Below are 21560 nucleotides of genomic sequence, written 5' to 3' on the forward strand. Positions count from 1 at the left end.
TTTAAAGGCTTTATGAGCAAAGTGGATAATGCGCGGGATTTTTTTGAAGTCCATCTTCCTAATCGCATTAAGCACCTTTGCAATTTTGATACGTTGAAGTTAGCCAGTGCTTCATTTGTGGATAAAACATTGCGCTCTCGTTTTTCGGATATGCTTTATTCCGTGCAAACACTTAAGGGTAAGGGGTATTTTTACTTCTTGGTTGAGCACCAATCGTCCCCCGATAAGCTGATGGGGTGGCGGCTGATGCATTACGCATTTTGCGCGATGAACCAGCATTTGCAGCAGGGACACCAAACTTTGCCGCTGGTGGTTCCCATCCTGTTTTATCATGGAAATCAATCCCCTTATCCCTATTCCCAGTCATGGACGGATTGTTTTGAGTGGTCTGATTTAGCTCGTAGTTTGTATTGCAATCCACTGCCGTTAGTGGATGTCACGGTGGCAAGTGACGATGAAATTGTGAATCACCGAAAAGTTGCTGCGATGGAGTTAGTTCTCAAACATTCATCATTGAGAGATGACCTTATGGTGTTGTCAGAGCGCTTAGCGCAGGTGATCCATGAGAACGAAAACCACCGTGACGACGTTATTTTAATCATCAACTATCTGTTTAGTGTGATGGATACGCCGACATACAAGAAGATAGTCAAAACATTAATAGAAAAAACAGAAGGATATCAGGAGACTGTTATGACCATTGCCGATCGTTTACGAAATGAGGGATTAAAAAAAGGGTTTAAGCAAGGAAGAAGAGAAGGCAGAGAAGAGGGAAGAGAAGAAGCTCGACAAGAAGAGCAAGAAAAGGCCAAACAACGTACCTATGCTCAAGTTTTGACTAGCTTAAGGTTAGGTTTAAACATTGATGTTATTAGCCAAATTACAGGCTTATCCCCGACAGAAATCGAAGCAATTCATTGAGGCATCATTTATTGAGACATAAAGAAGGCGGAGTTCAGTGAGAAACCGAACTCCGCCATATTTTTAGTCGAATTTTCTTAGCGAGATTAAGCGTTAGCTAACTGACCTTTAGCTATTACGGATTGACGGTTACGCTCAAGTTCCAATGCGCCTAAGTGGGACAGCACACAGAAGATAATGCAGCAAACAATCCCCCCTAAGAGCAGATAGAAACCTGCATGCCAACCCATACGGTCAACCACGAAACCAAATAAGCTAGTACCTAAAGTTGCACCAAGGATATAGCTCATAAAACCACGTAGGCCGACGGCTGAACCCACTGCGAAGCTTGGCACGATTTCCATTGTTTGTACTGATGCTAAGAACTGAGGCACATAGATTAAGCAACCAACGACTGCGGCAAAGAAGGTGACGACAGCTAATGATTGGCTCTGCCAGTAACCGATGAGGCAGAAGAAAATCAGTGTCATACAGACAATAGCTAACGGCATTCTACGACCTTTAAACAGTTTATCCGTTAACCAACCTGCTAATAAAGTGGATGGAATAGCAGCCCATTCGAAGAATAAAAATGCCACGCTCATTTGATCTTTAGAGAAGTTTTTTTCTGTCAGCAGGTAGATTGGTAGCCAGCTGATCACACCGAAACGCACCATATACACAAAGACGTCAACAAAAGAGATATACCATGCATTTTTGTTTTTCAGCACATAGGTACAGAAAATTTGGAAGGCGCTCATGTTCTCTGGTGATTGCTCTTTTTGTGCCGAAGTCAGGATCACTTTTTCTTCTGGCATCATTTGGTCAAGTGCAGGTAAACCTTCTTGTTTTGGGGAACCTTTGCCTAATACCAACACAACCCCTGCAAATAAAATCGCAATACAAGCGGGAACCATGTAGCTCGCACTTTGCCAGTGCTCAGTGCCTAATACGGCGAAAGCAGCACCGACGATTGGGGCAACAATACCACCACCCACGTTATGAGAAATATTCCAAAATGCACCGATACGACCACGTTCACGACGCGGGAACCAGTTTGCAATGGTGATAAATGATGGACCCACACCCATGCCTTGGAACATACCATTAAGCACGACAAAACCAACAAATAACCAGAATGCGTTACTAAATCCCATTCCGAAGTTGACGATGGCACACAGGATCAAACCAAATGCCATAAATGCTTTTGGGCTGGCTTTATCGGCAAGGCTACTCATCACGCCTTTGCTGATCCCGTAAGCAATGAGCATACAGCTAGTTAATAGACCAATTTGCGTGGTGCTTAAATCTAAGTTTTCTTTCAAATACGGGGTAGAGAGCGTGAAGTTGTTACGAACAATATAGTAAGCCAAATAACCTAAGAACACGCTGAGCAGTGCTTGAACACGATAGCGTTTATAGGCAGCAGGAACTTTTTCTGGTGCAATTTGTTTTTTTGCCGTGGCTGGCGTTAAAAATGACAGCATAGGTTCACCTGTGAAATAGAGTAAAAAGAAATTCCCTGATGTTTTTTGTCGCTTTATTTCTGACAGACTCATCATGTTCTTGTTGAAAAAATATCGCAATATGAAGGGTTTGGGTCAAAATTGACCCAATTTTGTATAGTGACGAGTCAAATTGACCCATTCATAAATTAACGGGAATGGATTTCAAAAAATGAACAACTAAGGGTTGATTTAATCGCATAACAATGAGAATAAAGCGGGTAAGTTTTGTCGTGTGCTCATAAATCCGAAAAGGGTAAAATTTGTCTCAAATGCACTTTTTGACAAACTCACATTATTGTTACTTTCTTTGATATGAATCACATCTACCCAGGGGATGACTACGCTTATGAGACTAATAACACCAATTCGTCCACTGATAATGCGGCTCTGTTTTTTTATTTTTTTGCTAAACAACGTGGGAATTAGCCATGCGAAAAATGATGAGTTAGTGATAGCGACAACATTCTCACCCGAAGCGACACAAGCGATAGTCACGAATTGGAATGCGCGAGAGGATGCGATGCCTATCCGCACGATTAACCGAACCAGTGCCTCATTAGAGCGCTTGTTAGATACCGATGCTTTGGAAAATGTCGATTTAATTCTGACCTCCTCACCGATGCTGATGCACCATTTGCAGCAGCATAATCGGTTAAGTGCATTGCCAGATATTCCTGAGTATTCCCAGCGCTTAATTCCTAAATCTTTAAAAGGTTCCGTTGCTGCGGTGGCATTTTCCGGATATGGCATTTTGACTAACCGAAAATGGATGGAGCAAAACAAATTACCTATTCCCAAGACATGGGATGACTTGACAAATAGCCAATATCAAGGCTCGTTATTGATAAGCAGTCCATCTCGCTCTGATACCTATCATTTAATGATTGAGTCGTTATTACAGCAGCGGGGATGGGACGATGGATGGCGCATTTTACTGGGAATGTCAGGGAATTTAGCCACTGTTTCATCACGCAGTTTTGGGGTAGCCGATAAAATCAAAGTGGGGCTAGGCGGGGCTGCACCGATTATTGATAACTACGCAAATGTATTATTAGCCGACCCTGAACTCGAGTTTCACTATCTGCCTGATTCAGCCACATCGCCGACGTTTATTGCGATCACTCGCCATAGTTTAGCGCCAGAAAAAGCGCGAAAACTGATTGATTTTTTACTCAGTGAACAAGGGCAAAAAGTGTTTGCAGACAGCAGCACAGGGAAATACCCAGTTACTCCTCTTGAGGATGATAACCCTCGAAAAGCGCAGCAAAGCCAGCTATTAGATTCACCTAAACCGCTGGATGTCCATTTGGTATTACAGCGCCAGCGATTAGTTCAACAACTGTTTGATGCGGCAATCACGTTTCGTTTAACGGAATCAAAAGATGCTTGGCGTGCGGTGTATATGGCGGAAGCTAAGCTAAAACACCCTTTACCAGAGGTTCGAGCGCTACTGACGGCGATGCCAGTCAGTGCGAAAGAAAGTGAAGATCCTGCTTACTATTCACGCTTTGAAGATAATCGCAAAGCGGAAGAGGAATATATGCGCTGGCAGCATTTCTTTCAGGAGCAGCAACGCCAAGCCATCAGTGTATTGGAAGCGATTAAATGAAAACATCGATAGTGAAATTGATGGGGCGCTTCAGTATTACGGCTATTTTACGTGGCGCCTTTATCGCGGGCGCTTTGATGACACTGATCGTCAGTTGCGTCAGCTTATATGCATGGCAAGAGCAAAATAAGCAGATCCGCTATGCTCTTGGAGATTATTTTCCCAAAATGCAGGCTTCATTTTTGATTGAAGGGCAGCTAAATACCTTAGTCAATGAATTGAACGAATTTTTAAAAGCGCCAAATACAGCGACAAGATTGCAACTACGCAACCAAATCACTGAACATTTAGCGCAAATAGCCGCATTTAATCAGCAATTGAATGGTCAAGATCAGCAGCAAATTTCTGTCATTTTGACACAAAGTCAGGATCTTTTGCAGAGATTGGATAAGGCACTATATGCCCTGTTTTTAGCACGAGAAAAAATTAATACATTATCTTCTCGGATCAACTGGTTACATGACGATTTTAGTACGGAGCTCAACTCGTTATCGCAAGATATTAGCCTACAACAAGGCTCTTTACTGGACAAAATTGAGCAAGATCCTCTTCAAGCCAAGGGGCTACAAAGTCGGCTACGTAACGTGCAAGGAGAGTTGCAGTTAATTTATACACTGGCGCGTTTGGAAGAGCAGATCACCAATATTTTGACGGGGCGCTTGAAGGATATTCAAGGGGATAATGCTTTTGATGACCCCATCGATGTTAACGGCTATGCCCGTTATTTAGGGTACTTAAAAACGAATTTAGCTGCCAATGAAGAGGCGTTGAATTTATATCCAAGTTCAGTGACGCTGCGTCAAACTATCGATGAGTTGCTAGATATCGGCCTTTCGGATAACCAAATGCTTGAAGTCCTGCAAAATTATCAAACAGCGAAAAGAGCCTTAAATGAAGCGACGGCCGAAAAAGAGCGAATTTTGGCTGATTTTCGCTCTCAGCTTGATTTGCAACTTGGGAGCAGCCACTTTCAGCTACAAACGCTAAACCAGCGTTTAGCGAACATTATGTCGTGGAGTGGCACAATTATTATTATTACCGCAGGGTTGGCATTACTGTTGGTATTGCTGTTCAACATGCTGTTTATTCGTCCTCGTTTGGTCAAACGTTTTACCGCATTAAACCAAGCAGTGGCTCGGATCAGTATTGGGGATTTGACGACCCATATTCCTGTCGAAGGTCGTGATGAGTTAGGGCGGATTGGCACACTGTTACAGCGCAGTATTGCTCAAATTAATCAACAAAAAACTCAGTTAGAGCAAGAGATTGCAGAACGTAAGGCAATAGAGGAGAACTTACGAACTACGCAAAACGAGCTGATCCAAACGGCAAAACTCGCCGTCGTGGGGCAGACGATGACCACCTTAGCCCACGAAATTAACCAACCGCTAAATGCGCTCTCTATGCACCTGTTTATGGCGAAAAAAGGGTTGCCAGAGCAAGACAATGACACCTCGTTGATGGCGATAAATAAGTCAGAGCAACTTGTGGCTCGAATGGATGGCATTGTGCGTTCACTGCGCCAATTCGCTCGTAAGCGTGATGATAATGAGCAATTACAACCGGTGAATTTACGGCAATCAATTCACAGCGCTTGGGATGTTCTGAAGCTTCAACATAAAACCCGCAAAGTGATATTAAGTTATCCGGATATATTGCCTAAGGTGCTGGGAGATGAAATTGGTATTCAGCAGGTGTTAGTTAACTTGCTCTCTAACGCGCTTGATGCCAGCCCCACAGAAGCAGAAATCACCGTTGATTACAGTGAAACCGCGGATAAGTTGCTGTTGACCTTGTGTGATAACGGGACGGGTTGGCCATTGCATTTAGCGGATACATTAATGAAACCCTTTACGACAAGCAAAGAGATTGGGCTGGGGGTTGGGTTATCCATTAGCCAATCGATTATGCAGCAAATTGGTGGCGAGTTGAGAATCGCTTCTACACTGCGTGGAAATGGGTGTGTAATTTTAGAATTTAAAAAGGTACTTGAAGATGCTTGATGACAACCATGACATATTGCTGATTGATGATGATAAAGATGTATTGGAAGCGTATTGTCTGCTACTCGAACAAGCAGGGTACCGAGTTTATGCGTGTGATAACCCATTGACAGCAAAAGAGTTAGTTCACCGTGATTGGTGCGGCATTATTCTTAGCGATGTGTGTATGCCGGAATGTTCGGGTATCGAGCTGATGACACTATTTCTCGCCAAAGACAAACATCTCCCCGTGGTATTGATCACCGGGCATGGGGATGTGCCAATGGCGGTGGAAGCAGTCAAAATGGGGGCATGGGATTTTCTACAAAAACCCATTAACCCAGAATATCTTTTAGAGCAAGTTGCCAAAGCGCTGGCGGCACGGAAACAGCGTGTATTGCAGCGCCGGTGGGGCAAAAACCAATTGATGCTCAATTTTGTAGGGAGCAGTGAGTGGTCTTTACAAGTTCGCGGGCAGCTTCAAGGGTTATCGGAAACCCTTGCCGCTGTGTTTTTACAAGGAGAGTTAGGTAGCGGTCGCACTTATTTAGCGCGCTATCTGCATCAAATTAGCACACCGCAGCATGCGCCATTGGTGATCAAAACATTATTAAATGAGCAAGAAGTGCCTGTTGAAACATGGGTCTCTGAGGCTCGCTCAGGCACATTGGTGATTAAGAATATTGAGTTACTCCCTGTAAACCAACAGCGTTATTTAGTTCAGCATTTACAGCAAGACCAACGGGAATTTCGCTTGGTTGGGATCTCGGATCAGCCGCTGCTCACGTTGACTAAACAGCAGCAGATTATTGCAGAACTTTATTATTATTTTTCATTAACTCAGGTGAATTGCTTACCGTTATCCCTGCGTAAAGCGGATATTCCGGTTTTATTCCAACACTATTTAGAGCTGGCTTGTACTCGATTGAATCAGGAATTGCCTGAACTGGATGAGCCTTTTATCAAAAAACTAAGTCGTCGTCATTGGCCTGGAAATGTAACGGAGTTAGCCAACGCAGCGGAGCTGTACGCGGTTGGCATTATGCCAATGGGGGAGACAGCGAATCCATTATTAACGTCGGTAGCGCCAACGGCATTAGATCAACAAATTGAAAATTATGAACGGCAGATTATTACGGAAGCACTGAATATTCATCAAGGGCGAATTAACGATGTGTCGGAATATCTGCAAATGCCACGGAAAAAACTCTATTTACGGATGAAAAAGTACGGATTAGACAAGCACCATTATCGGACTTAAATTATTGGAGATAAATAGAGAGAAAGTTGCAGGGATTGACCTGCAACTTAAAATTTCAGTGAATTACAGAAGGGGAATGGTCTCTTCGATGGCTTTCAACAGTAAGTTTCTATCGTGGCGATAAGGAATATCATCCGCCTCTAATACTCGCTGAGTCACTTTGCGTTCTTGGCGGATTGTCGTGATATCTGTGCGTGGCCCTACAATCACCGCATCGATTTTCTTGCGCCCAATATAACGCTCCATCATCACTAATTTTTCAGGAAGTGTGAGGCTGGCGGCGGAGGTGCTAATTTCCTTCCCTAAATTACCGATATACACCATCGGTGCTTGGCTCTCTTTTAGGGCGCAGGCGATATCATCAAGTAATAACAGGGGCATTAAGCTGGTAAAAAAACTTCCGGGGCCGATTAAAATCAAATCAGCTCGATGGATAGCATCAAGGGCTTCGCTGGTCGCTTTAACGGGAGGGTATAAACGCAATTCTTGCGGTAACTCCTGCAAAGCATCCACGTTAACTTCACCGTAGACCTCATTTCCCATATCATCAATAGCCATCAGGTCTACCGGTGATTCAGACATCGGGATTAATTGCGCATCCACTTTTAGCATATTGCGGATTAAATTGATGGCCTCAAGTGGGCGAACACTTAAATGGTCAAGGGATTTCAGCATTAGGTTACCGAGATTATGCCCTGATAATTCCCCTGTACCCGCAAATCGATATTCAAACATCTTAGAGGCAATGGATGGCTCAGTAATCAACTGATTCAAGCAATTACGCATATCACCCCAAGCAATTCCCCCTTCAGAGCGACGAATTCGCCCTGTAGAGCCACCATTATCCGTGGTGGTGACAATGCCAGTTAAACGGGAGCCTAAAGATGAGAGAGAAGACATCACTCGACCAAGCCCATGTCCGCCCCCAAGGGCGACGACGTGATTAAGATTTGTCAAACTACGGTTTGGCATAGTGTTCCTATTTAAACTATCCATCTAGCTAAATTATCAATCTAGAATCAGTGCTAAAACAAAATTGGCGCTAATCTATCATAAAACACCATCTGAAGTTTACTTGCTGTGATAAAAAACAACAAAAGAGAATATTCTCGATCGGTATCACAAATTTCTTGATTATGTGGCTAAGTGCAATTGACTAGAAGGGTATGAAAATAAAGGGGATAGAGAGGCGATTATCGACGCTTCCTGTAATCAGATTAAATGGAGCTGTTTATTGCGGGGCAACAGGAATTAATATTTTTTGAACTCGCGGAATTTAAGTACCTATTTTACCCTCTATGGCGCCATTTTAATTCGTTTCGATAATGATTCGATGGCGATGTAGTCGTTTCAATAATTCGAGACATCATATTTCTGGGTTCTTAGGGTTATCTATCAAAAAACGCGGGATAAAACTGATCTACAACAAACAATGTGCACAGAGTTAACCTCATTTTGACGAGATTTTGACAGATAGGCGTTTATCATCACATGGAAATAGCAAAAAATTATCCGTAATAATAAGGACTTCTGAGTATAGCGGTTGTTTTCTGTAAGTCGTTGTATATTAAGTTATATATCGTTTTTGGATTCGCTTTTTCATTTGCAATGGGCTAAAATCCTTACAGAAAATAAGTGAACCCAGTGATGATCGTCTTAACTCTCTAGGCTTAATCAACTCACGGGGTTCCAGATAAAACTCCTAGCCTTTGTGTCTAAGTTCTCCTGAATATGATGCTCTGGCCGTGACCTTGAGTCACCAGGGTGCAAGATAGAAATGTCTGCATCTCCCGTATTTGGAAAGGTGTGAATATGCAGCAACTTGTCGATCAATTTGACCGAAAATTTTACTATCTTCGTTTATCTATCACCGATGTTTGCAACTTCCGTTGCACATATTGCCTGCCTGATGGTTACAAACCGAGTGGCCGCCATGAATTTCTGACGCTGGATGAAATCCGTCGTGTGAGCCGCGCTTTTGCTGAATTAGGGACTGAAAAAGTCCGTATCACTGGCGGTGAGCCAACGATGCGTAAAGATTTCACCGATATCATCGCCGCTATCAAAGAAAATAATTCCATCAAAAAAATCGCCGTAACAACCAATGGTTACCGGATGGCTCGTGATGTGCAAGCATGGCGAGATGCTGGTTTGAATGCGGTAAACGTGAGTGTAGATAGCCTTGACCCTCGCCAATTTGCGGCGATCACTGGGCAAGATAAATTTTTCCAAGTCATGAAAGGGATTGATGCTGCATTTGATGCTGGCTTCGAAAAAGTTAAAGTCAACGCGGTCTTGATGAAAAACGTCAATGATATCGCCCTCAAATCTTTCCTCAATTGGATCAAACATCGTCCAATTCAACTGCGTTTTATTGAACTCATGGAAACAGGGGAAGGGAGCAGCTTATTCCAACGTTACCATGTGTCTGGTGAAACCGTTCGTGATCGCCTTATTGCAGAAGGCTGGTATATGCAGCCACGTTCTCGTAGCGACGGCCCTGCCCAAGTCTTTAGTCACCCTGATTACCAAGGGGAAATTGGGCTGATCATGCCGTATGAGAAGGACTTTTGCCAAAGCTGCAACCGTCTCAGGGTCTCTTCTTTAGGCAATCTGCATTTGTGTTTATTTGGTGAAAATGGCATTCCACTGCGTGATTTACTGGGCGATGAAAACCAGAATGAAGCCCTAAAAGCACGTATCCAGAGTGGCTTAATGTCTAAGCGAGAAACCCATTTCCTTCACCAAGGCGACAGCGGGATCACCCCGAATCTTTCCGTTATCGGCGGTTAATAACTTTTTGATTTTCAGGAGTAATTATGTCCCAACTGACCCACCTCAATGCGTCGGGCGAGGCGCACATGGTTGATGTATCAGCCAAAGCGGAAACCGTCCGTGAAGCACGCGCAGAAGCGTTTGTGACGATGAACCCAGAAACTTTAGCCATGATTGTGGATGGCAGTCACCATAAAGGGGATGTCTTTGCGACGGCACGTATCGCTGGGATCCAAGCGGCAAAAAATACGTGGCAGTTGATCCCGCTGTGCCATCCTTTGCTACTGACCAAAGTGGAAGTCACCCTGGAAGCTGAGCAAGCCCATAACCGTGTACGCATCGAAACTTGTTGCCGATTAACAGGGAAAACGGGTGTCGAAATGGAAGCGTTAACGGCGGCTTCTGTCGCAGCATTAACTATCTACGACATGTGCAAAGCGGTACAAAAAGATATGGTTATTGGGCCTGTGCGTTTATTAGAAAAAACGGGCGGAAAGTCCGGTCATTTTAAGGTGGAAGCATGATCACTGTCCTCTTTTTTGCTCAAGTTCGTGAGTTAGTTGGCACTGACCGCTTAGAGTTAGCAGCGGAGTACCCAACCGTAGAATCTTTGCGCCAAGCATTAACTCAAAAAGGTGATCGCTGGGCGCTGGCTTTGGAAGATGGCAAATTATTAGCTGCGGTTAATCAATCGTTTGTTTCTGCGGACCATCCCCTGAATGCGGGCGATGAAGTGGCTTTCTTCCCACCAGTTACAGGGGGATGACCATGGACAATACCCATATTGCGGTACAAACCGAGAATTTTAGTGTTGGCGAGCAGTATGCGTGGCTTGCTGAATGTGACAGTGATGGCGCCGTAGTGACATTCACAGGTAAAGTCCGTAATCATAATTTAGGGGACAGCGTAGCGGCATTGACTCTCGAACACTACCCTGGCATGACAGAAAAAGCTTTAGCGGACATTGTGATGCAATCTCGCGAGCGCTGGCCACTGCAACGCGTGAGTGTGATCCACCGGATAGGTACCTTACAACCTGGTGAAGAAATTGTATTCGTAGGCGTGACCAGCGCACATCGCAATGCAGCATTCCAAGCGGCTGAATTTATAATGGATTACCTGAAAACCAAAGCACCATTCTGGAAAAAAGAGTCTCTCCCTGATAATGAACGTTGGGTGGAAGCCAAAGAGAGTGATGAAGCTTCTGCAAACCGTTGGTAGTCTTAAACTGTTACGCGGAAAATGCGAATAAGCCGAATGGTAATGTCAAAATATTGTGATAAACTTTGGAACAAATTTGTCCGATCACAGTAAGGATTACTCTGTTGGTGGTTTTGCTGGGTCGATTTTTCTTAAAATGGAAGGGTAACCATCATGGGTCAATTTGATCAACGTAATGATTCTCTTGTCCAGAATGCCAGCACTGGCGTTCAGGCATTTATGTCGCAAGTCTACGGTTGGATGACCGTCGGGTTATTACTGACAGCTTTTGTTGCTTGGTACTCCTTAAGCAGCGGTCTGTTTTTCACTATCGCAACTAACAAAGTCCTGTTCTTTGGAATGATCATCGCTGAACTTGGTTTAGTGATGGGGCTGTCTTTCTTACTGCCTAAAATGAGCGGTGCGATTGCAACTGGGATGTTTATGCTCTACGCATTGCTGACTGGTTTAACTATCTCCGTTATTTTAGCAGTTTATACAGGTGAGTCTGTTGTTGGGACGTTCATCATTACCGCAGTCATGTTCGGCGCGTTAAGCTTCTACGGTTACACGACTAAGCGTAGCTTAACAGGGATGGGTAACTTCCTATTTATGGCGCTGATTGGTCTGGTTGTCGCTTCTCTGGTTAATATCTGGCTGCAAAGCTCGATGATGTACTGGGTGATCACTTACGGTGGTGTATTACTGTTTGCTGCATTAACTGCTTATGACACTCAAAAACTCAAAGAGATGGGTGAGCAAATCAACCAAGATGACAGAGAAAATATGCGTAAGTATTCCATTATGGGCGCGTTATCTCTGTACTTAGACTTCATCAACCTGTTCCTGATGTTACTGCGTATTTTCGGTGATCGCCGTTAATTGCTCATCAAGCTGATTGAAAATATGAAACCCCGCAATAAGTTAATTGTTGCGGGGTTTTTTATGGTTCTTATCTGGCAGTTAAGCGATTTTTTTGCGAAATAAGTAATAAGCTAGGGAGCTGGTTACCAGGAAGATAATCAGAAGAGGCCATAAGCTATGAAATACCACGGAAAAATCAGCATCTTTAAGGTAAATCTGCTTAGTGATATCCGTAAAGTGGCGGATGGGATTCACCCACGTAATATCCTGTAGCCAAACGGGCATATTCTCGACGGGGGAGATATAACCGGATAGCAACACTGCGGGCATCATAAACACAAACACGCCAATAAACGCTTGCTGCTGGGTTGAGCACAATGCGGAAATAAGCAAACCAAATCCCACGAGTGATAAACCATAAAAAATCATCGTGCCATAGAACAGTAATAGTGAACCGGCGAACGGTATTTTGTAGCAAAAAATCCCAATCACTAACACCAATGTGGCTTGTGCAGTGGCGACGACTAAGGCAGGAATCGCTTTGCCAATAAAGATTTGCCATGTAGTTAGTGGCGAAACTAACAGTTGGTCGAGGGTTCCTTGCTCGCGCTCTCGAGCAATCGATAATGAGGTGACAATCAACACCCCAATTGTCGTAATCAAGGCGACTAATGACGGCACAATAAACCATTTATAGTCTAAATTTGGGTTGTACCAGTTGCGGACAATCAACTCACTGTTATTGGGCTGCACTTGGGTTTGTGTGAGCTCCTGCTGATATTGCATGACTATCTGTTCAATGTAATTAGCCGCTATTTGGGAGCTATTTGAGTTTCGTCCATCCAATAGCAACATCATATTCGCGGTATGATGGCTGGCGATATCGGCGCTGAAGTTTTGACTAAAACGGACGACTAACAGGGCTTTACGGTTATCTAGCGTTTCTCGAATCTCAGGTTCACTTTTCAGTAATAGCACATGGGAAAATGCGCTGGCTTTTGCTAAGCGTTGAGTGAGCTCAATCGAATGCTCGCCATTATCTTGATCAAAAATGGCAATGGTGGTGTTAGTGACTTCTAAGGTCGCCGCCAGTGGGAAGAGGATCATTTGGAAAATGACGGGCATGATCAAAATAATTCGCGTCTGTTTTTCCTGCAATAGTGATTGTAACTCTTTCATAATTAAGGTGTAAAGACGATAAAACATATTTCACCTCAATCCAAACGGCGACGCGTTTTCAGCGCCGTTAAGCCAATGAATAATATCGCTGAAGCAATCAGCAATAAGAAATCGGTGAGTAATACCAGATAGATATCTCCCGCCAAAAATAAGGTTTGCAAGCTGCTGACAAAGTAGCGAGCGGGAATGAAGTAAGTCACTACTTGAATAAATACTGGCATGCTATCAATTTCAAAAATAAACCCTGAAAGCATAATGGCAGGCAAAAAGGCTGCGTTCAGTGCCACCATCGCCGCATTGAACTGGTTGCGGGTAATGGTTGAAATTAGTAATCCCATTCCTAATGCGGTGGCTAAATAGAGGCTGGTTATGACAAATAAAATCAATAAAGAGCCACGATAAGGAATATCGAGCACGCAGGTCGTCACCAACATACACAGCACCATGACGAACGACCCAAGAATTTGATAGGGCAATAATTTGGAAAGCAGTAGTTCAGTGCGAGTGATTTGGGTGGAAAGCAGTGCTTCCATGGTGCCTCGTTCCCATTCTCGGGCTATCACCAGTGAAGTTAAAATGGCACCCACGACGGTCATAATGATACTAATGGCACCAGGAATAATAAAATGTTGGCTGAGTGCCGCTTCGTTAAACCAATAGCGCATATTGAGTTCGATAAGCGGGTCGGTCGGATAACCTTGGTTTTCACCTTGTTGGATAAGCCATGTATGCCAAACTCCTTTCGTGTAGGCTTGCACAAAATTGGCGGTATTGGGTTCACTTCCATCGGTGATCACTTGGATTGCCGCATGTCCATCCGGGCGAGAAAGTTGCTCTGCAAAATTGACGGGGAGCACCACAATGCCGCGAATTTCTCCCGCTTGCATTTTATTAATCAATAAATTGCGATTATCGCTAATGGTGGCATCAATAAAGGGGGAGCCAGTAAACGTATCGACCAACTCACGAGCGGGTTGGCTTTGTTGATCCATTAGGATACCGACCCGCAGTTTACTGGAGTCGAGATTGATCCCATAACCGAAAATAAACAGCAGCATCAGTGGGATGACAATAGCAATTAAAGCGCTGCTGGGATCGCGCACTATCTGCTTGCTTTCTTTCCAACAGAGGGCTTTAAGCCTGCGCCATGAAAAACCTGAGGCGGTTGTCTTCATTGTGCCTCCTGCTGTTTATCGTAGTTGAAAATCAATTCAATAAAGGCATCTTCCATCGATGGATTTGGATTTTTTGTGCTGGCGACCTGTTTTTTTAATTCATCAGGCGTACCTGCGGCAATGATTTTTCCGTGGTAAACCAAACCGATACGATCGCAATATTCAGCTTCATCCATAAAATGGGTGGTGACCATGACGGTGACTCCCTTGTCTACCATGCCATTAATATGTAACCAGAACTCTCGCCGAGTTAGCGGGTCAACCCCCGAAGTGGGTTCATCCAAAAACAGGATATCCGGTTCATGCATCAACGAGCAGGCGAGGGCAAGGCGCTGCTTATAACCCAGCGGGAGTGAATCAGTAATTTGGCTGATAATAGGCGTAAAATTAAAGGCGTTAATCATCTCCTGCATTTTGGTGGCTTGCTGTTTATGATGCAAACCGTATACACCGGAGAAAAATTTTAAGTTTTGCCCAACCTTGAGGTTGCCATAGAGGGAGAATTTTTGCGCCATATACCCAAGGTGCTGACGGGCTTTGTTTGAACTGGTTTTTAAATCCATACCAAGTACTAGTGCCTGCCCATCAGTGGGTTTCATTAATCCACACATCATTTTAAAAGTGGTGGATTTGCCTGCACCGTTAGGCCCTAATAATCCAAAAATTTCACCACGTTTTACCTGAAAGTTGACGGTATCCGTTGCGGCAAAATCCCCGAATTTTTTGGTTAGGTTGCGGGCTTCAATGACGGTTTCATTGGGAGCGGGTGGAATTTGTGGCACGATAGCGGCGAGTTCAGAACGATGGGATGGTCCGCCACCTAAAAGGTCGATAAACGCATCTTCAAAGCGTGGCTGGGCTTCAATCAGCGTTTGATCTCCCATATTTAAGGCATTGAGTAAATTCTCTTGGGATGCGTGAGGCTTTAAAATTAAGCGAATATAGCGACCTTGGATCACGCCGTCGGTAGTTTCGGGTAACACTAAGGCATTTTGTAGAATGGTGCGTTTTTGTGTTGGGGGAACATCGAGTAAAAATGAGCGTCCCGCCATCTTTTGGGTGAGCAGCTCGGGTTTTCCGCTATACAGAAGTTTGCCTTCATTGAGTAGTAGTACCTCTTTGCATTGCTCTGCTTCATCCAAATACGATGTGCTCCAGAGGATCAGCATGCCATCGTCAGCAAGGGTATGTACCATTTGCCACAGTTCTCGTCTGGCAATAGGATCCACGCCGACACCCGGCTCATCCAGCAGTAAAACTTTCGGTTTGCCTAATAGGGTGCAAGCGAGTCCCAATTTCTGTTTCATTCCCCCAGAAAGCTTACCGGCAAGGCGAGAGGTAAATGGGGCTAGACTAGTAAATGCGAGTAATTGTTTATAGGTTTGTTGGCGCTCGTCACCAATAACGCCGCGCAGATCGGCATATAAATCAAGATTTTCTTGAACCGTTAAATCTTCATATAAACCGAATTTTTGCGGCATGTAACCGAGGTTTGCCCGCACTTCGATACTGTCTTTAATAGGGTCTAATCCCATTAAGCGGATTTGCCCTGAATCGGGTTTGAGTAGCCCAGCCAGCATGCGCATTAGCGTCGTTTTCCCTGCACCATCAGGACCGACTAGCCCCGTCACGGAGCCGCCGTGAATTTCGGTAGTTAGGCTTTCAACCGCAGGGTTATTTAGCCCAACAAAACGTTTTTCGACGCTGTTTAACGAAATAATATTGCTCGATGAGTGAATATCTTGCTGAGCCATAGTGCGCCCTATTGCTGAGGTGCCGCAAATTGAACGGTGACGGGCATTCCTTGACGCAGTTTATCATTAGGATCATCGACAATAATGCGTAATCGATAGACTAAATCGGTGCGTAAATCCGGTGTTTGTACACTTTTTGGGGTAAATTCGGCTGTAGGGGAGACAAAGCCAATCGTGCCATGATAAGGGGTATTGGGCTGGCTATCCGTAAAGAGCAAGACTTTGCTGCCAGGAACGGCATCACCTAAGTGCGCCTCACTCACATAGGCACGTACCCAAACAGGGTGAGTTAATGTCACGCTAAAAACAGTATTACCCGCACCAATAATGGTTCCGGGTTCGATGGCGCGAGTCAGGATTGTACCATCAGATGGGGCGATAAGCTGGGTGTCTGAGAGATCAAGCTCCGCTTGAGCAACGGCGGCTTCTGCTTGTAACCATTCCCCTCGGGCAGCGGCTATCTCTTCTTGGCGAAATCCACTCTGATATTGGTTGAGTTTATCTTGAGAAGCTTTCAATGCGGCAAGTGTTTGATTTCGGTTATTTTTGGCATTATCTAAATCGTTAGCAGAAATCAGTTTTTGAGCAGCTAAACCTTGCTGACGTTTGTAAAAATTATCCGCATATTGCCAAGCGGCTTGACGCTGAGCGACTTCAGATTCGACTTGAGCAATTTCTTGTGTTCGGTAGCCTTTCTCTTTGAGAGCTAGTTGGGCTTTAGCGCTATCTCGCAGCCCTTTGGCTTTATTTAAAGCGTTGATGTAAGGCGCATCATCCAATTTGCCGAGTAATTGTCCAGCAGTGACTTTCGCCCCTTCATCAACATCTAAAGAGGCGAGTTTACCATTGACTCGAAAACTAAGGTTAACTGTGCGCACATCCACATTCCCGTATAAGGCGAATGTTTTATCCTTAAGTGACTGATAATAGTAGCCCCCAGCAATAGCGGCAATCAGCATGATAATTAGTAAAATGACCAGTGCACGGCGTTTTGTGTTCATAGCTAACCTTAGTGACGGATAGAAACATTACTCAGGATTATGATTTAATTTTATCCATATATCATATCACTTTTCTGCTAGTTGGCGATGACGTAACCCCAATAATAAAATGTCGATATGCTCAATAAGAACCTGATTAATAATTTTAAATTCGTTTTCGTTGATGTGTTTCCAACCGGTTTGTCTGAGTAAGGTTTCTCGCGCAATGCGAAAAGAGAGGGTTTCACCCAAAATGGCGTGTGTGTGGATCAAGGTCGCTAGATTATTAGGATCGGCGCCAATATAAATAGAAATTAAGCGATTGAGCCGTGAGTGAATAGGTCCCAATGCTTGTTCGTGGATCAATCCATACGCTTCGGTTGGATTCAGCTGTTCACGAGCTAGAATGCGTGAGAAGCTTAAGTTTTCTTTTTTAAGTTGGAAAAAATTGTATGAAATAATGGTTTTTTTCAGTAATTCGAGCGCTTCTTCAGGAATTTGTGACTCTGCGGGTTGACTAATAAAGTTATCTATTTGAGTGATACTTTCAGCGAAACTCTCTTTGATATTGTTGGCAATTTGCTGAGCAACCGCGAGATATAACCCTTCTTTAGATCCGAAATAATAGGAAATAGCTGCGATGTTTTGCCCGGATGCTTGGGCAATTTGGCGGGTGGTAGCCCCGTCGATACCTTGTTCTCCATAAACATCGGCAGCGGCGAGAAGAAGTTGGAGTTTAGCGCTCTCTCCGCGTAATGTTGGCGACGAATTTGTGTTCATAAACATTCCTTTTGATTCAGAATTAAATAATTTTTAGCATGCTCTTAGTTGGCATTTATTCATTGTGCAGGATGAAAACGGATGTATCTTTAGTTTTGTGTACGTATATATACTATATAAAGCAAATTTTGTATTAGTTTATTCATCAATCTAAATTAATATATTTATCACGGTCAAATGATGGTAGAATTTTTGCGTGTCGCATGGCAGTTTGCGCTTTTCTTCTATTGAATATCGAATCTTCCCCCCTAGAGCTGCCCAGTAAATTGAAGCGGTGGAGCCCGGAGTAATTAATTTGACTAGTTTTTCTGACCTCGCGTTAAACGAGGAAATCTTGCGTGCCATTAATGAATTAGGCTATGAAAGCCCTACGCCTATTCAACAACAAGCTATTCCTGCTGTTTTAGCGGGCAAAGACCTATTAGCCAGTGCTCAAACAGGTACGGGTAAAACTGCCGGTTTTACGTTACCTATTTTGCAAAAGCTGGTGGACAATCCACGCGGTAATAACCGTCGTCCTATTCGCGCATTGATTTTAACCCCGACCCGTGAACTTGCGGCTCAAGTGGCTGAAAATGTAAAAGAATATAGCCGTCATTTGAGAATTCGTTCATTTGTTGTGTTCGGTGGAGTCAGTATTAACCCGCAAATGATGAAACTGCGTGGTGGTGTGGATGTGTTGATCGCAACACCGGGCCGTTTATTGGACTTGGAACATCAAAACGCAGTGGATTTATCGCAGGTTGAAGTTTTCGTCTTGGATGAAGCTGACCGTATGTTAGATATGGGCTTTATTCACGATATTCGCCGTGTGATCACGAAATTACCTAAAAAGCGCCAAAATCTCCTGTTCTCCGCGACGTTCTCTGATGAGATCAAACAGTTGGCGAGCAAGTTATTGAACAATCCAGTTTCCATTGAAGTGGCTCCGCGCAACTCAGCTTCTGAGCAAGTAACGCAGTATGTTCATTTAGTGGATAAAAAACGTAAAGCTGAGTTACTCTCGTTTATGATTGGGCGTGAAAACTGGCAGCAAGTTCTGGTATTTACGCGTACCAAACATGGCGCTAACCGCTTAGCTGAGCATTTAAACAAAGATGGTGTCAAAGCGGCGGCGATTCATGGTAATAAGAGCCAAGGCGCTCGTACCCGTGCTTTATCTGATTTTAAATCCGGGGATATCCGTGTCTTAGTGGCGACAGATATTGCGGCTCGCGGCTTAGATATTGAACAGCTCCCTTATGTCGTTAACTTTGAGCTACCGAATGTGGCGGAAGATTACGTTCACCGTATTGGTCGTACTGGACGTGCGGAAGCCACAGGTATGGCTGTATCTTTAGTGTGTATCGATGAAGCTAAACTGCTTAAAGACATCGAAAAATTATTGAAAAAATCCATCCCTCAGATGGAGATTGAAGGCTACGAGCCGGACCCATCAATCAAAGCTGAGCCGATCCAAAAGCCTTCTCAGCGTAATGATCGTCGTGGTTCTGATAGTCGCCGCGGGTCTGATAACCGTCGTGGTTCGGACAACCGCCGTAGCTCTGAGGATAGCCGCGGTGAACGCAGCAATCATTCAGGCAATAATAGCAATAAAGGTCCAAGCCGTCCTCGTCGTCAAAATGCGAATTCCGAGAAAGGTCAGTCTGAATCCACTTCAGGTTCACCGTGGAAAAATGCACAAAAACGCGTTAGACAAGGGCGTAGTGATAGCTAATGCGTGTGCTACTCGCCCCGATGGAAGGGGTACTCGATTCTCTGGTTCGCCGATTATTGAGTGAGGTGAACGACTACGACTTGTGCATTACTGAGTTTGTGCGAGTTGTCGATACTTTGTTGCCGGCAAAAACGTTTTATCGGTTATGCCCGGAATTGCAACAAGGTAGCCGAACGCCATCGGGGACGTTAGTGCGGGTGCAGCTATTAGGGCAGCATCCTGAGTGGTTGGCTGAAAATGCCAACCGCGCAATTGAATTAGGCTCTTGGGGCGTCGATCTCAATTGTGGTTGTCCATCAAAAACGGTGAATGGCAGCGGTGGCGGTGCGACGTTATTGAAGCAGCCAGAGCTTATCTATCACGCCGCTAAAGCTATGCGGGCGGCGGTACCGAAAGATTTACCCGTTTCCGTGAAAGTCCGTTTGGGTTGGGATAGCAGCCAGTTTGCTCATGAAATTGCGGATGCTGTACAGCAAGCCGGAGCGACCGAACTGACGGTTCACGGGCGTACAAAGGAAGATGGCTATAAAGCGGAATGTATTAACTGGCAGGCGATTGGTGAGCTTCGTCAGAAACTGTCGATTCCGGTGATTGCCAATGGCGAAATCTGGGATTATGAAAGTGCTAAACGCTGTATGGAAATCACTGGGTGCGATTCGATTATGATTGGCCGAGGTGCTTTAAATACGCCGAATTTGAGCCGTGTGATCAAACACAATGTCGCGAAGATGCCTTGGGAACAGGTCGGGAAAATACTCTTAAAGTATACGGAACTAGAAAAACTGGGAGATACAGGGCATTACCACGCAGCTCGTATCAAACAATGGCTGAGTTATTTACGTAAAGAGTACCAGCAAGCGGATGAACTGTTTTCTCAAGTGAGAGCATTGAAAACGGCGGAGCAAATAGCGGATGTTATTGCACTACATGTGGAGCTGCTTTCTGTCGCATCATCTTAACATGATGAAATTTGCCAAAATTTGAGATTAGGTCTTTAATTACTATGTATGGTGGTGACTAGTATGGTGGTGATTAATTCAAAATATTGTCATTACCGTATGTCATGATTAAAGAGTCTATATCGTGTAACAAAGTTATCGTGCTAGGAAATTTAGAGCAACAGAGATATTGGAGGCCTCAAATGGGCGTTATTGCTTGGATTATCTTTGGTTTAATCGCAGGTGTTTTAGCTAAATGGTTAATGCCTGGAACCTATCAAATGGGTTTTATCATGACGACAGTATTGGGGATCGTCGGGGCGGTTGTCGGGGGATACATCAGCACATTCTTTGGTAAAGGCAAGGTGGATGGCTTTAACTTCGGTAGTTTTGTTGTTGCCGTGATCGGCGCCATTGTCGTGCTATTCCTTGCGGGAATGTTTATTAAGTAGCATTTCTAGGGGCATCATTATCAAGGGTAGTTTTTTTTCTACTGCACAATTTACTATTTATTAAAGCCACTTATTATGACGTTCGCTAAATAATGAGTGGCTTTAATTTTTTAATTTTCATATGATTCCATGAATTTATGTATTGAAGATTTATCAAATGCAGTAATTTCAAATAACTGAGTCAATAATCTATCATCATGAACTGTATTCCAAGTGATACAGTTATTTTCAATTAATGTAAGAGAAAATTTCACTACAGAATTATGTGTCTCAGTGTAATGATTAAATTCAATAGCACGATATGAGTATAAGTAAAAAGCCATGTTATCTAAGTTTGTTGTATTATAACATCCTAGAATACAAAAATTTGGAGACTGGTTAATGGCTGGATGGATATCTTTTGTTTGCTCCCATTCTATTTCGCTGCGAACTTAATGAACGACAACGCAAAAATGGGGCTTCTATTTTTAGATTAAAAAATTATTT

The 21560-nt window shown here is 44.0% G+C and carries 19 protein-coding genes and 1 riboswitch; of the genes, 12 read left to right on the top strand and 7 right to left on the bottom strand.

Annotation, left to right across the window (positions count from 1 at the left end):
• Positions 1 to 921, top strand: a 921-nt coding sequence (locus JK188_RS08485) for an Rpn family recombination-promoting nuclease/putative transposase (RefSeq protein WP_211888634.1), incomplete at its 5' end; no start/stop codon positions are given.
• A gap of 86 nt (positions 922 to 1007) precedes the next feature.
• On the opposite strand, the gene pgtP is transcribed toward JK188_RS08485, so the two are convergent.
• Positions 1008 to 2387 carry a phosphoglycerate transporter PgtP gene (pgtP, locus tag JK188_RS08490; RefSeq protein WP_132494322.1) on the bottom strand — a complete coding sequence of 460 codons (1380 nt, stop codon included), beginning with the start codon at positions 2385 to 2387 and terminating at the stop codon, positions 1008 to 1010.
• A 400-nt stretch (positions 2388 to 2787) separates the two neighbouring features.
• On the opposite strand from pgtP, the gene JK188_RS08495 reads away from it, so the two are divergent.
• Genes JK188_RS08495 through pgtA form a run of 3 tightly spaced genes read left to right on the top strand, consistent with a single transcriptional unit; the run spans position 2788 to position 7260 of the window.
• Entirely contained in the window at positions 2788 to 4017 is a 1230-nt protein-coding gene (locus JK188_RS08495; RefSeq protein ID WP_211886339.1) for an ABC transporter substrate-binding protein, read from the top strand.
• A complete protein-coding gene (gene pgtB, locus JK188_RS08500; RefSeq protein WP_211884956.1) occupies positions 4014 to 6020 on the top strand; it encodes a two-component system sensor histidine kinase PgtB in 2007 nt (668 codons plus the stop codon). The genes JK188_RS08495 and pgtB overlap by 4 nt, the downstream gene beginning before the upstream one ends.
• Complete coding sequence (gene pgtA / locus JK188_RS08505) at positions 6013 to 7260, top strand: two-component system response regulator PgtA (protein WP_211884958.1); 1248 nt, start codon at positions 6013 to 6015, stop codon at positions 7258 to 7260. The genes pgtB and pgtA overlap by 8 nt, the downstream gene beginning before the upstream one ends.
• A gap of 63 nt (positions 7261 to 7323) precedes the next feature.
• On the opposite strand, the gene JK188_RS08510 is transcribed toward pgtA, so the two are convergent.
• Positions 7324 to 8232, bottom strand: coding sequence for a gluconeogenesis factor YvcK family protein (locus JK188_RS08510; RefSeq protein WP_211884960.1), 909 nt, complete (start codon positions 8230 to 8232; stop codon positions 7324 to 7326).
• Between the two features lie 715 nt (positions 8233 to 8947).
• A riboswitch (molybdenum cofactor riboswitch) is annotated at positions 8948 to 9083 on the top strand.
• On the opposite strand from JK188_RS08510, the gene moaA reads away from it, so the two are divergent.
• The 5 genes from moaA to JK188_RS08535 all read left to right on the top strand — a co-directional run bounded on the left by moaA (position 9073) and on the right by JK188_RS08535 (position 12117).
• The gene (moaA, locus tag JK188_RS08515) at positions 9073 to 10053 is read left to right on the top strand and encodes a GTP 3',8-cyclase MoaA (protein WP_036949769.1); all 981 of its coding nucleotides are present in this window, start codon (positions 9073 to 9075) and stop codon (positions 10051 to 10053) included. (Overlaps the previous riboswitch by 11 nt.)
• 26 nt (positions 10054 to 10079) lie before the next feature.
• The gene (gene moaC, locus JK188_RS08520) at positions 10080 to 10559 is read left to right on the top strand and encodes a cyclic pyranopterin monophosphate synthase MoaC (RefSeq protein WP_036949768.1); all 480 of its coding nucleotides are present in this window, start codon (positions 10080 to 10082) and stop codon (positions 10557 to 10559) included.
• The gene (gene moaD / locus JK188_RS08525; RefSeq protein ID WP_036949767.1) at positions 10556 to 10801 is read left to right on the top strand and encodes a molybdopterin synthase sulfur carrier subunit; all 246 of its coding nucleotides are present in this window, start codon (positions 10556 to 10558) and stop codon (positions 10799 to 10801) included. Before moaC ends, moaD begins: the two co-directional genes overlap by 4 nt.
• Before the next feature lie 2 nt (positions 10802 to 10803).
• A complete protein-coding gene (gene moaE, locus JK188_RS08530) occupies positions 10804 to 11256 on the top strand; it encodes a molybdopterin synthase catalytic subunit MoaE (protein WP_036949766.1) in 453 nt (150 codons plus the stop codon).
• A 153-nt stretch (positions 11257 to 11409) separates the two neighbouring features.
• Positions 11410 to 12117 (top strand): Bax inhibitor-1/YccA family protein, encoded by a 708-nt coding sequence (locus JK188_RS08535; protein ID WP_036949765.1) that lies wholly within the window; start codon positions 11410 to 11412, stop codon positions 12115 to 12117.
• A gap of 81 nt (positions 12118 to 12198) precedes the next feature.
• Here JK188_RS08535 and JK188_RS08540 read toward each other — a convergent pair whose 3' ends face one another.
• The 5 genes from JK188_RS08540 to cecR all read right to left on the bottom strand — a co-directional run bounded on the left by JK188_RS08540 (position 12199) and on the right by cecR (position 17973).
• Positions 12199 to 13305, bottom strand: coding sequence for an ABC transporter permease (locus tag JK188_RS08540; protein ID WP_211884962.1), 1107 nt, complete (start codon positions 13303 to 13305; stop codon positions 12199 to 12201).
• Between the two features lie 8 nt (positions 13306 to 13313).
• Positions 13314 to 14453 carry an ABC transporter permease gene (locus tag JK188_RS08545; RefSeq protein WP_211884964.1) on the bottom strand — a complete coding sequence of 380 codons (1140 nt, stop codon included), beginning with the start codon at positions 14451 to 14453 and terminating at the stop codon, positions 13314 to 13316.
• Positions 14450 to 16207 carry an ATP-binding cassette domain-containing protein gene (locus JK188_RS08550; RefSeq protein ID WP_211884966.1) on the bottom strand — a complete coding sequence of 586 codons (1758 nt, stop codon included), beginning with the start codon at positions 16205 to 16207 and terminating at the stop codon, positions 14450 to 14452. The genes JK188_RS08545 and JK188_RS08550 overlap by 4 nt, the downstream gene beginning before the upstream one ends.
• Positions 16208 to 16215: 8 nt before the next feature.
• The gene (gene hlyD / locus JK188_RS08555; protein WP_187128880.1) at positions 16216 to 17208 is read right to left on the bottom strand and encodes a secretion protein HlyD; all 993 of its coding nucleotides are present in this window, start codon (positions 17206 to 17208) and stop codon (positions 16216 to 16218) included.
• 66 nt (positions 17209 to 17274) lie between these two features.
• Positions 17275 to 17973, bottom strand: a complete 699-nt coding sequence (gene cecR, locus JK188_RS08560) for a transcriptional regulator CecR (RefSeq protein ID WP_211884969.1) — start codon at positions 17971 to 17973, stop codon at positions 17275 to 17277.
• A 289-nt stretch (positions 17974 to 18262) separates the two neighbouring features.
• Here cecR and rhlE point away from each other — a divergent pair, with 289 nt between their 5' ends.
• From rhlE to JK188_RS08575, 3 genes are all read left to right on the top strand, one after another.
• Positions 18263 to 19684: an ATP-dependent RNA helicase RhlE gene (gene rhlE / locus JK188_RS08565; protein ID WP_211884971.1), complete on the top strand. Its 1422-nt coding sequence runs from the start codon at positions 18263 to 18265 to the stop codon at positions 19682 to 19684.
• A complete protein-coding gene (dusC, locus tag JK188_RS08570; RefSeq protein ID WP_211884973.1) occupies positions 19684 to 20643 on the top strand; it encodes a tRNA dihydrouridine(16) synthase DusC in 960 nt (319 codons plus the stop codon). The genes rhlE and dusC overlap by 1 nt, the downstream gene beginning before the upstream one ends.
• 182 nt (positions 20644 to 20825) lie before the next feature.
• Positions 20826 to 21074, top strand: a complete 249-nt coding sequence (locus tag JK188_RS08575; RefSeq protein ID WP_036949742.1) for a GlsB/YeaQ/YmgE family stress response membrane protein — start codon at positions 20826 to 20828, stop codon at positions 21072 to 21074.
• The last annotated feature ends 486 nt before the right edge of the window (positions 21075 to 21560 follow it).

The sequence above is a fragment of the Providencia sp. JGM181 genome, from assembly GCF_018257375.1.
Classification (GTDB): domain Bacteria; phylum Pseudomonadota; class Gammaproteobacteria; order Enterobacterales; family Enterobacteriaceae; genus Providencia; species Providencia lanzhouensis.

What these genes read in the sequence shown, in the direction of transcription:
- pgtB (WP_211884956.1), top strand. Translation starts at nt 4,014, where the DNA reads ATGAAAACATCGATAGTGAAATTGATGGGGCGCTTCAGTATTACGGCT.
- moaD (WP_036949767.1), top strand. Translation starts at nt 10,556, where the DNA reads ATGATCACTGTCCTCTTTTTTGCTCAAGTTCGTGAGTTAGTTGGCACT.
- JK188_RS08510 (WP_211884960.1), bottom strand. Translation starts at nt 8,232, where the DNA reads ATGCCAAACCGTAGTTTGACAAATCTTAATCACGTCGTCGCCCTTGGG.
- JK188_RS08540 (WP_211884962.1), bottom strand. Translation starts at nt 13,305, where the DNA reads ATGTTTTATCGTCTTTACACCTTAATTATGAAAGAGTTACAATCACTA.
- moaA (WP_036949769.1), top strand. Translation starts at nt 9,073, where the DNA reads ATGCAGCAACTTGTCGATCAATTTGACCGAAAATTTTACTATCTTCGT.
- dusC (WP_211884973.1), top strand. Translation starts at nt 19,684, where the DNA reads ATGCGTGTGCTACTCGCCCCGATGGAAGGGGTACTCGATTCTCTGGTT.
- JK188_RS08495 (WP_211886339.1), top strand. Translation starts at nt 2,788, where the DNA reads ATGCGGCTCTGTTTTTTTATTTTTTTGCTAAACAACGTGGGAATTAGC.
- JK188_RS08545 (WP_211884964.1), bottom strand. Translation starts at nt 14,453, where the DNA reads ATGAAGACAACCGCCTCAGGTTTTTCATGGCGCAGGCTTAAAGCCCTC.
- pgtP (WP_132494322.1), bottom strand. Translation starts at nt 2,387, where the DNA reads ATGCTGTCATTTTTAACGCCAGCCACGGCAAAAAAACAAATTGCACCA.
- moaC (WP_036949768.1), top strand. Translation starts at nt 10,080, where the DNA reads ATGTCCCAACTGACCCACCTCAATGCGTCGGGCGAGGCGCACATGGTT.
- JK188_RS08550 (WP_211884966.1), bottom strand. Translation starts at nt 16,207, where the DNA reads ATGGCTCAGCAAGATATTCACTCATCGAGCAATATTATTTCGTTAAAC.
- pgtA (WP_211884958.1), top strand. Translation starts at nt 6,013, where the DNA reads ATGCTTGATGACAACCATGACATATTGCTGATTGATGATGATAAAGAT.
- JK188_RS08535 (WP_036949765.1), top strand. Translation starts at nt 11,410, where the DNA reads ATGGGTCAATTTGATCAACGTAATGATTCTCTTGTCCAGAATGCCAGC.
- moaE (WP_036949766.1), top strand. Translation starts at nt 10,804, where the DNA reads ATGGACAATACCCATATTGCGGTACAAACCGAGAATTTTAGTGTTGGC.
- JK188_RS08575 (WP_036949742.1), top strand. Translation starts at nt 20,826, where the DNA reads ATGGGCGTTATTGCTTGGATTATCTTTGGTTTAATCGCAGGTGTTTTA.
- hlyD (WP_187128880.1), bottom strand. Translation starts at nt 17,208, where the DNA reads ATGAACACAAAACGCCGTGCACTGGTCATTTTACTAATTATCATGCTG.
- cecR (WP_211884969.1), bottom strand. Translation starts at nt 17,973, where the DNA reads ATGTTTATGAACACAAATTCGTCGCCAACATTACGCGGAGAGAGCGCT.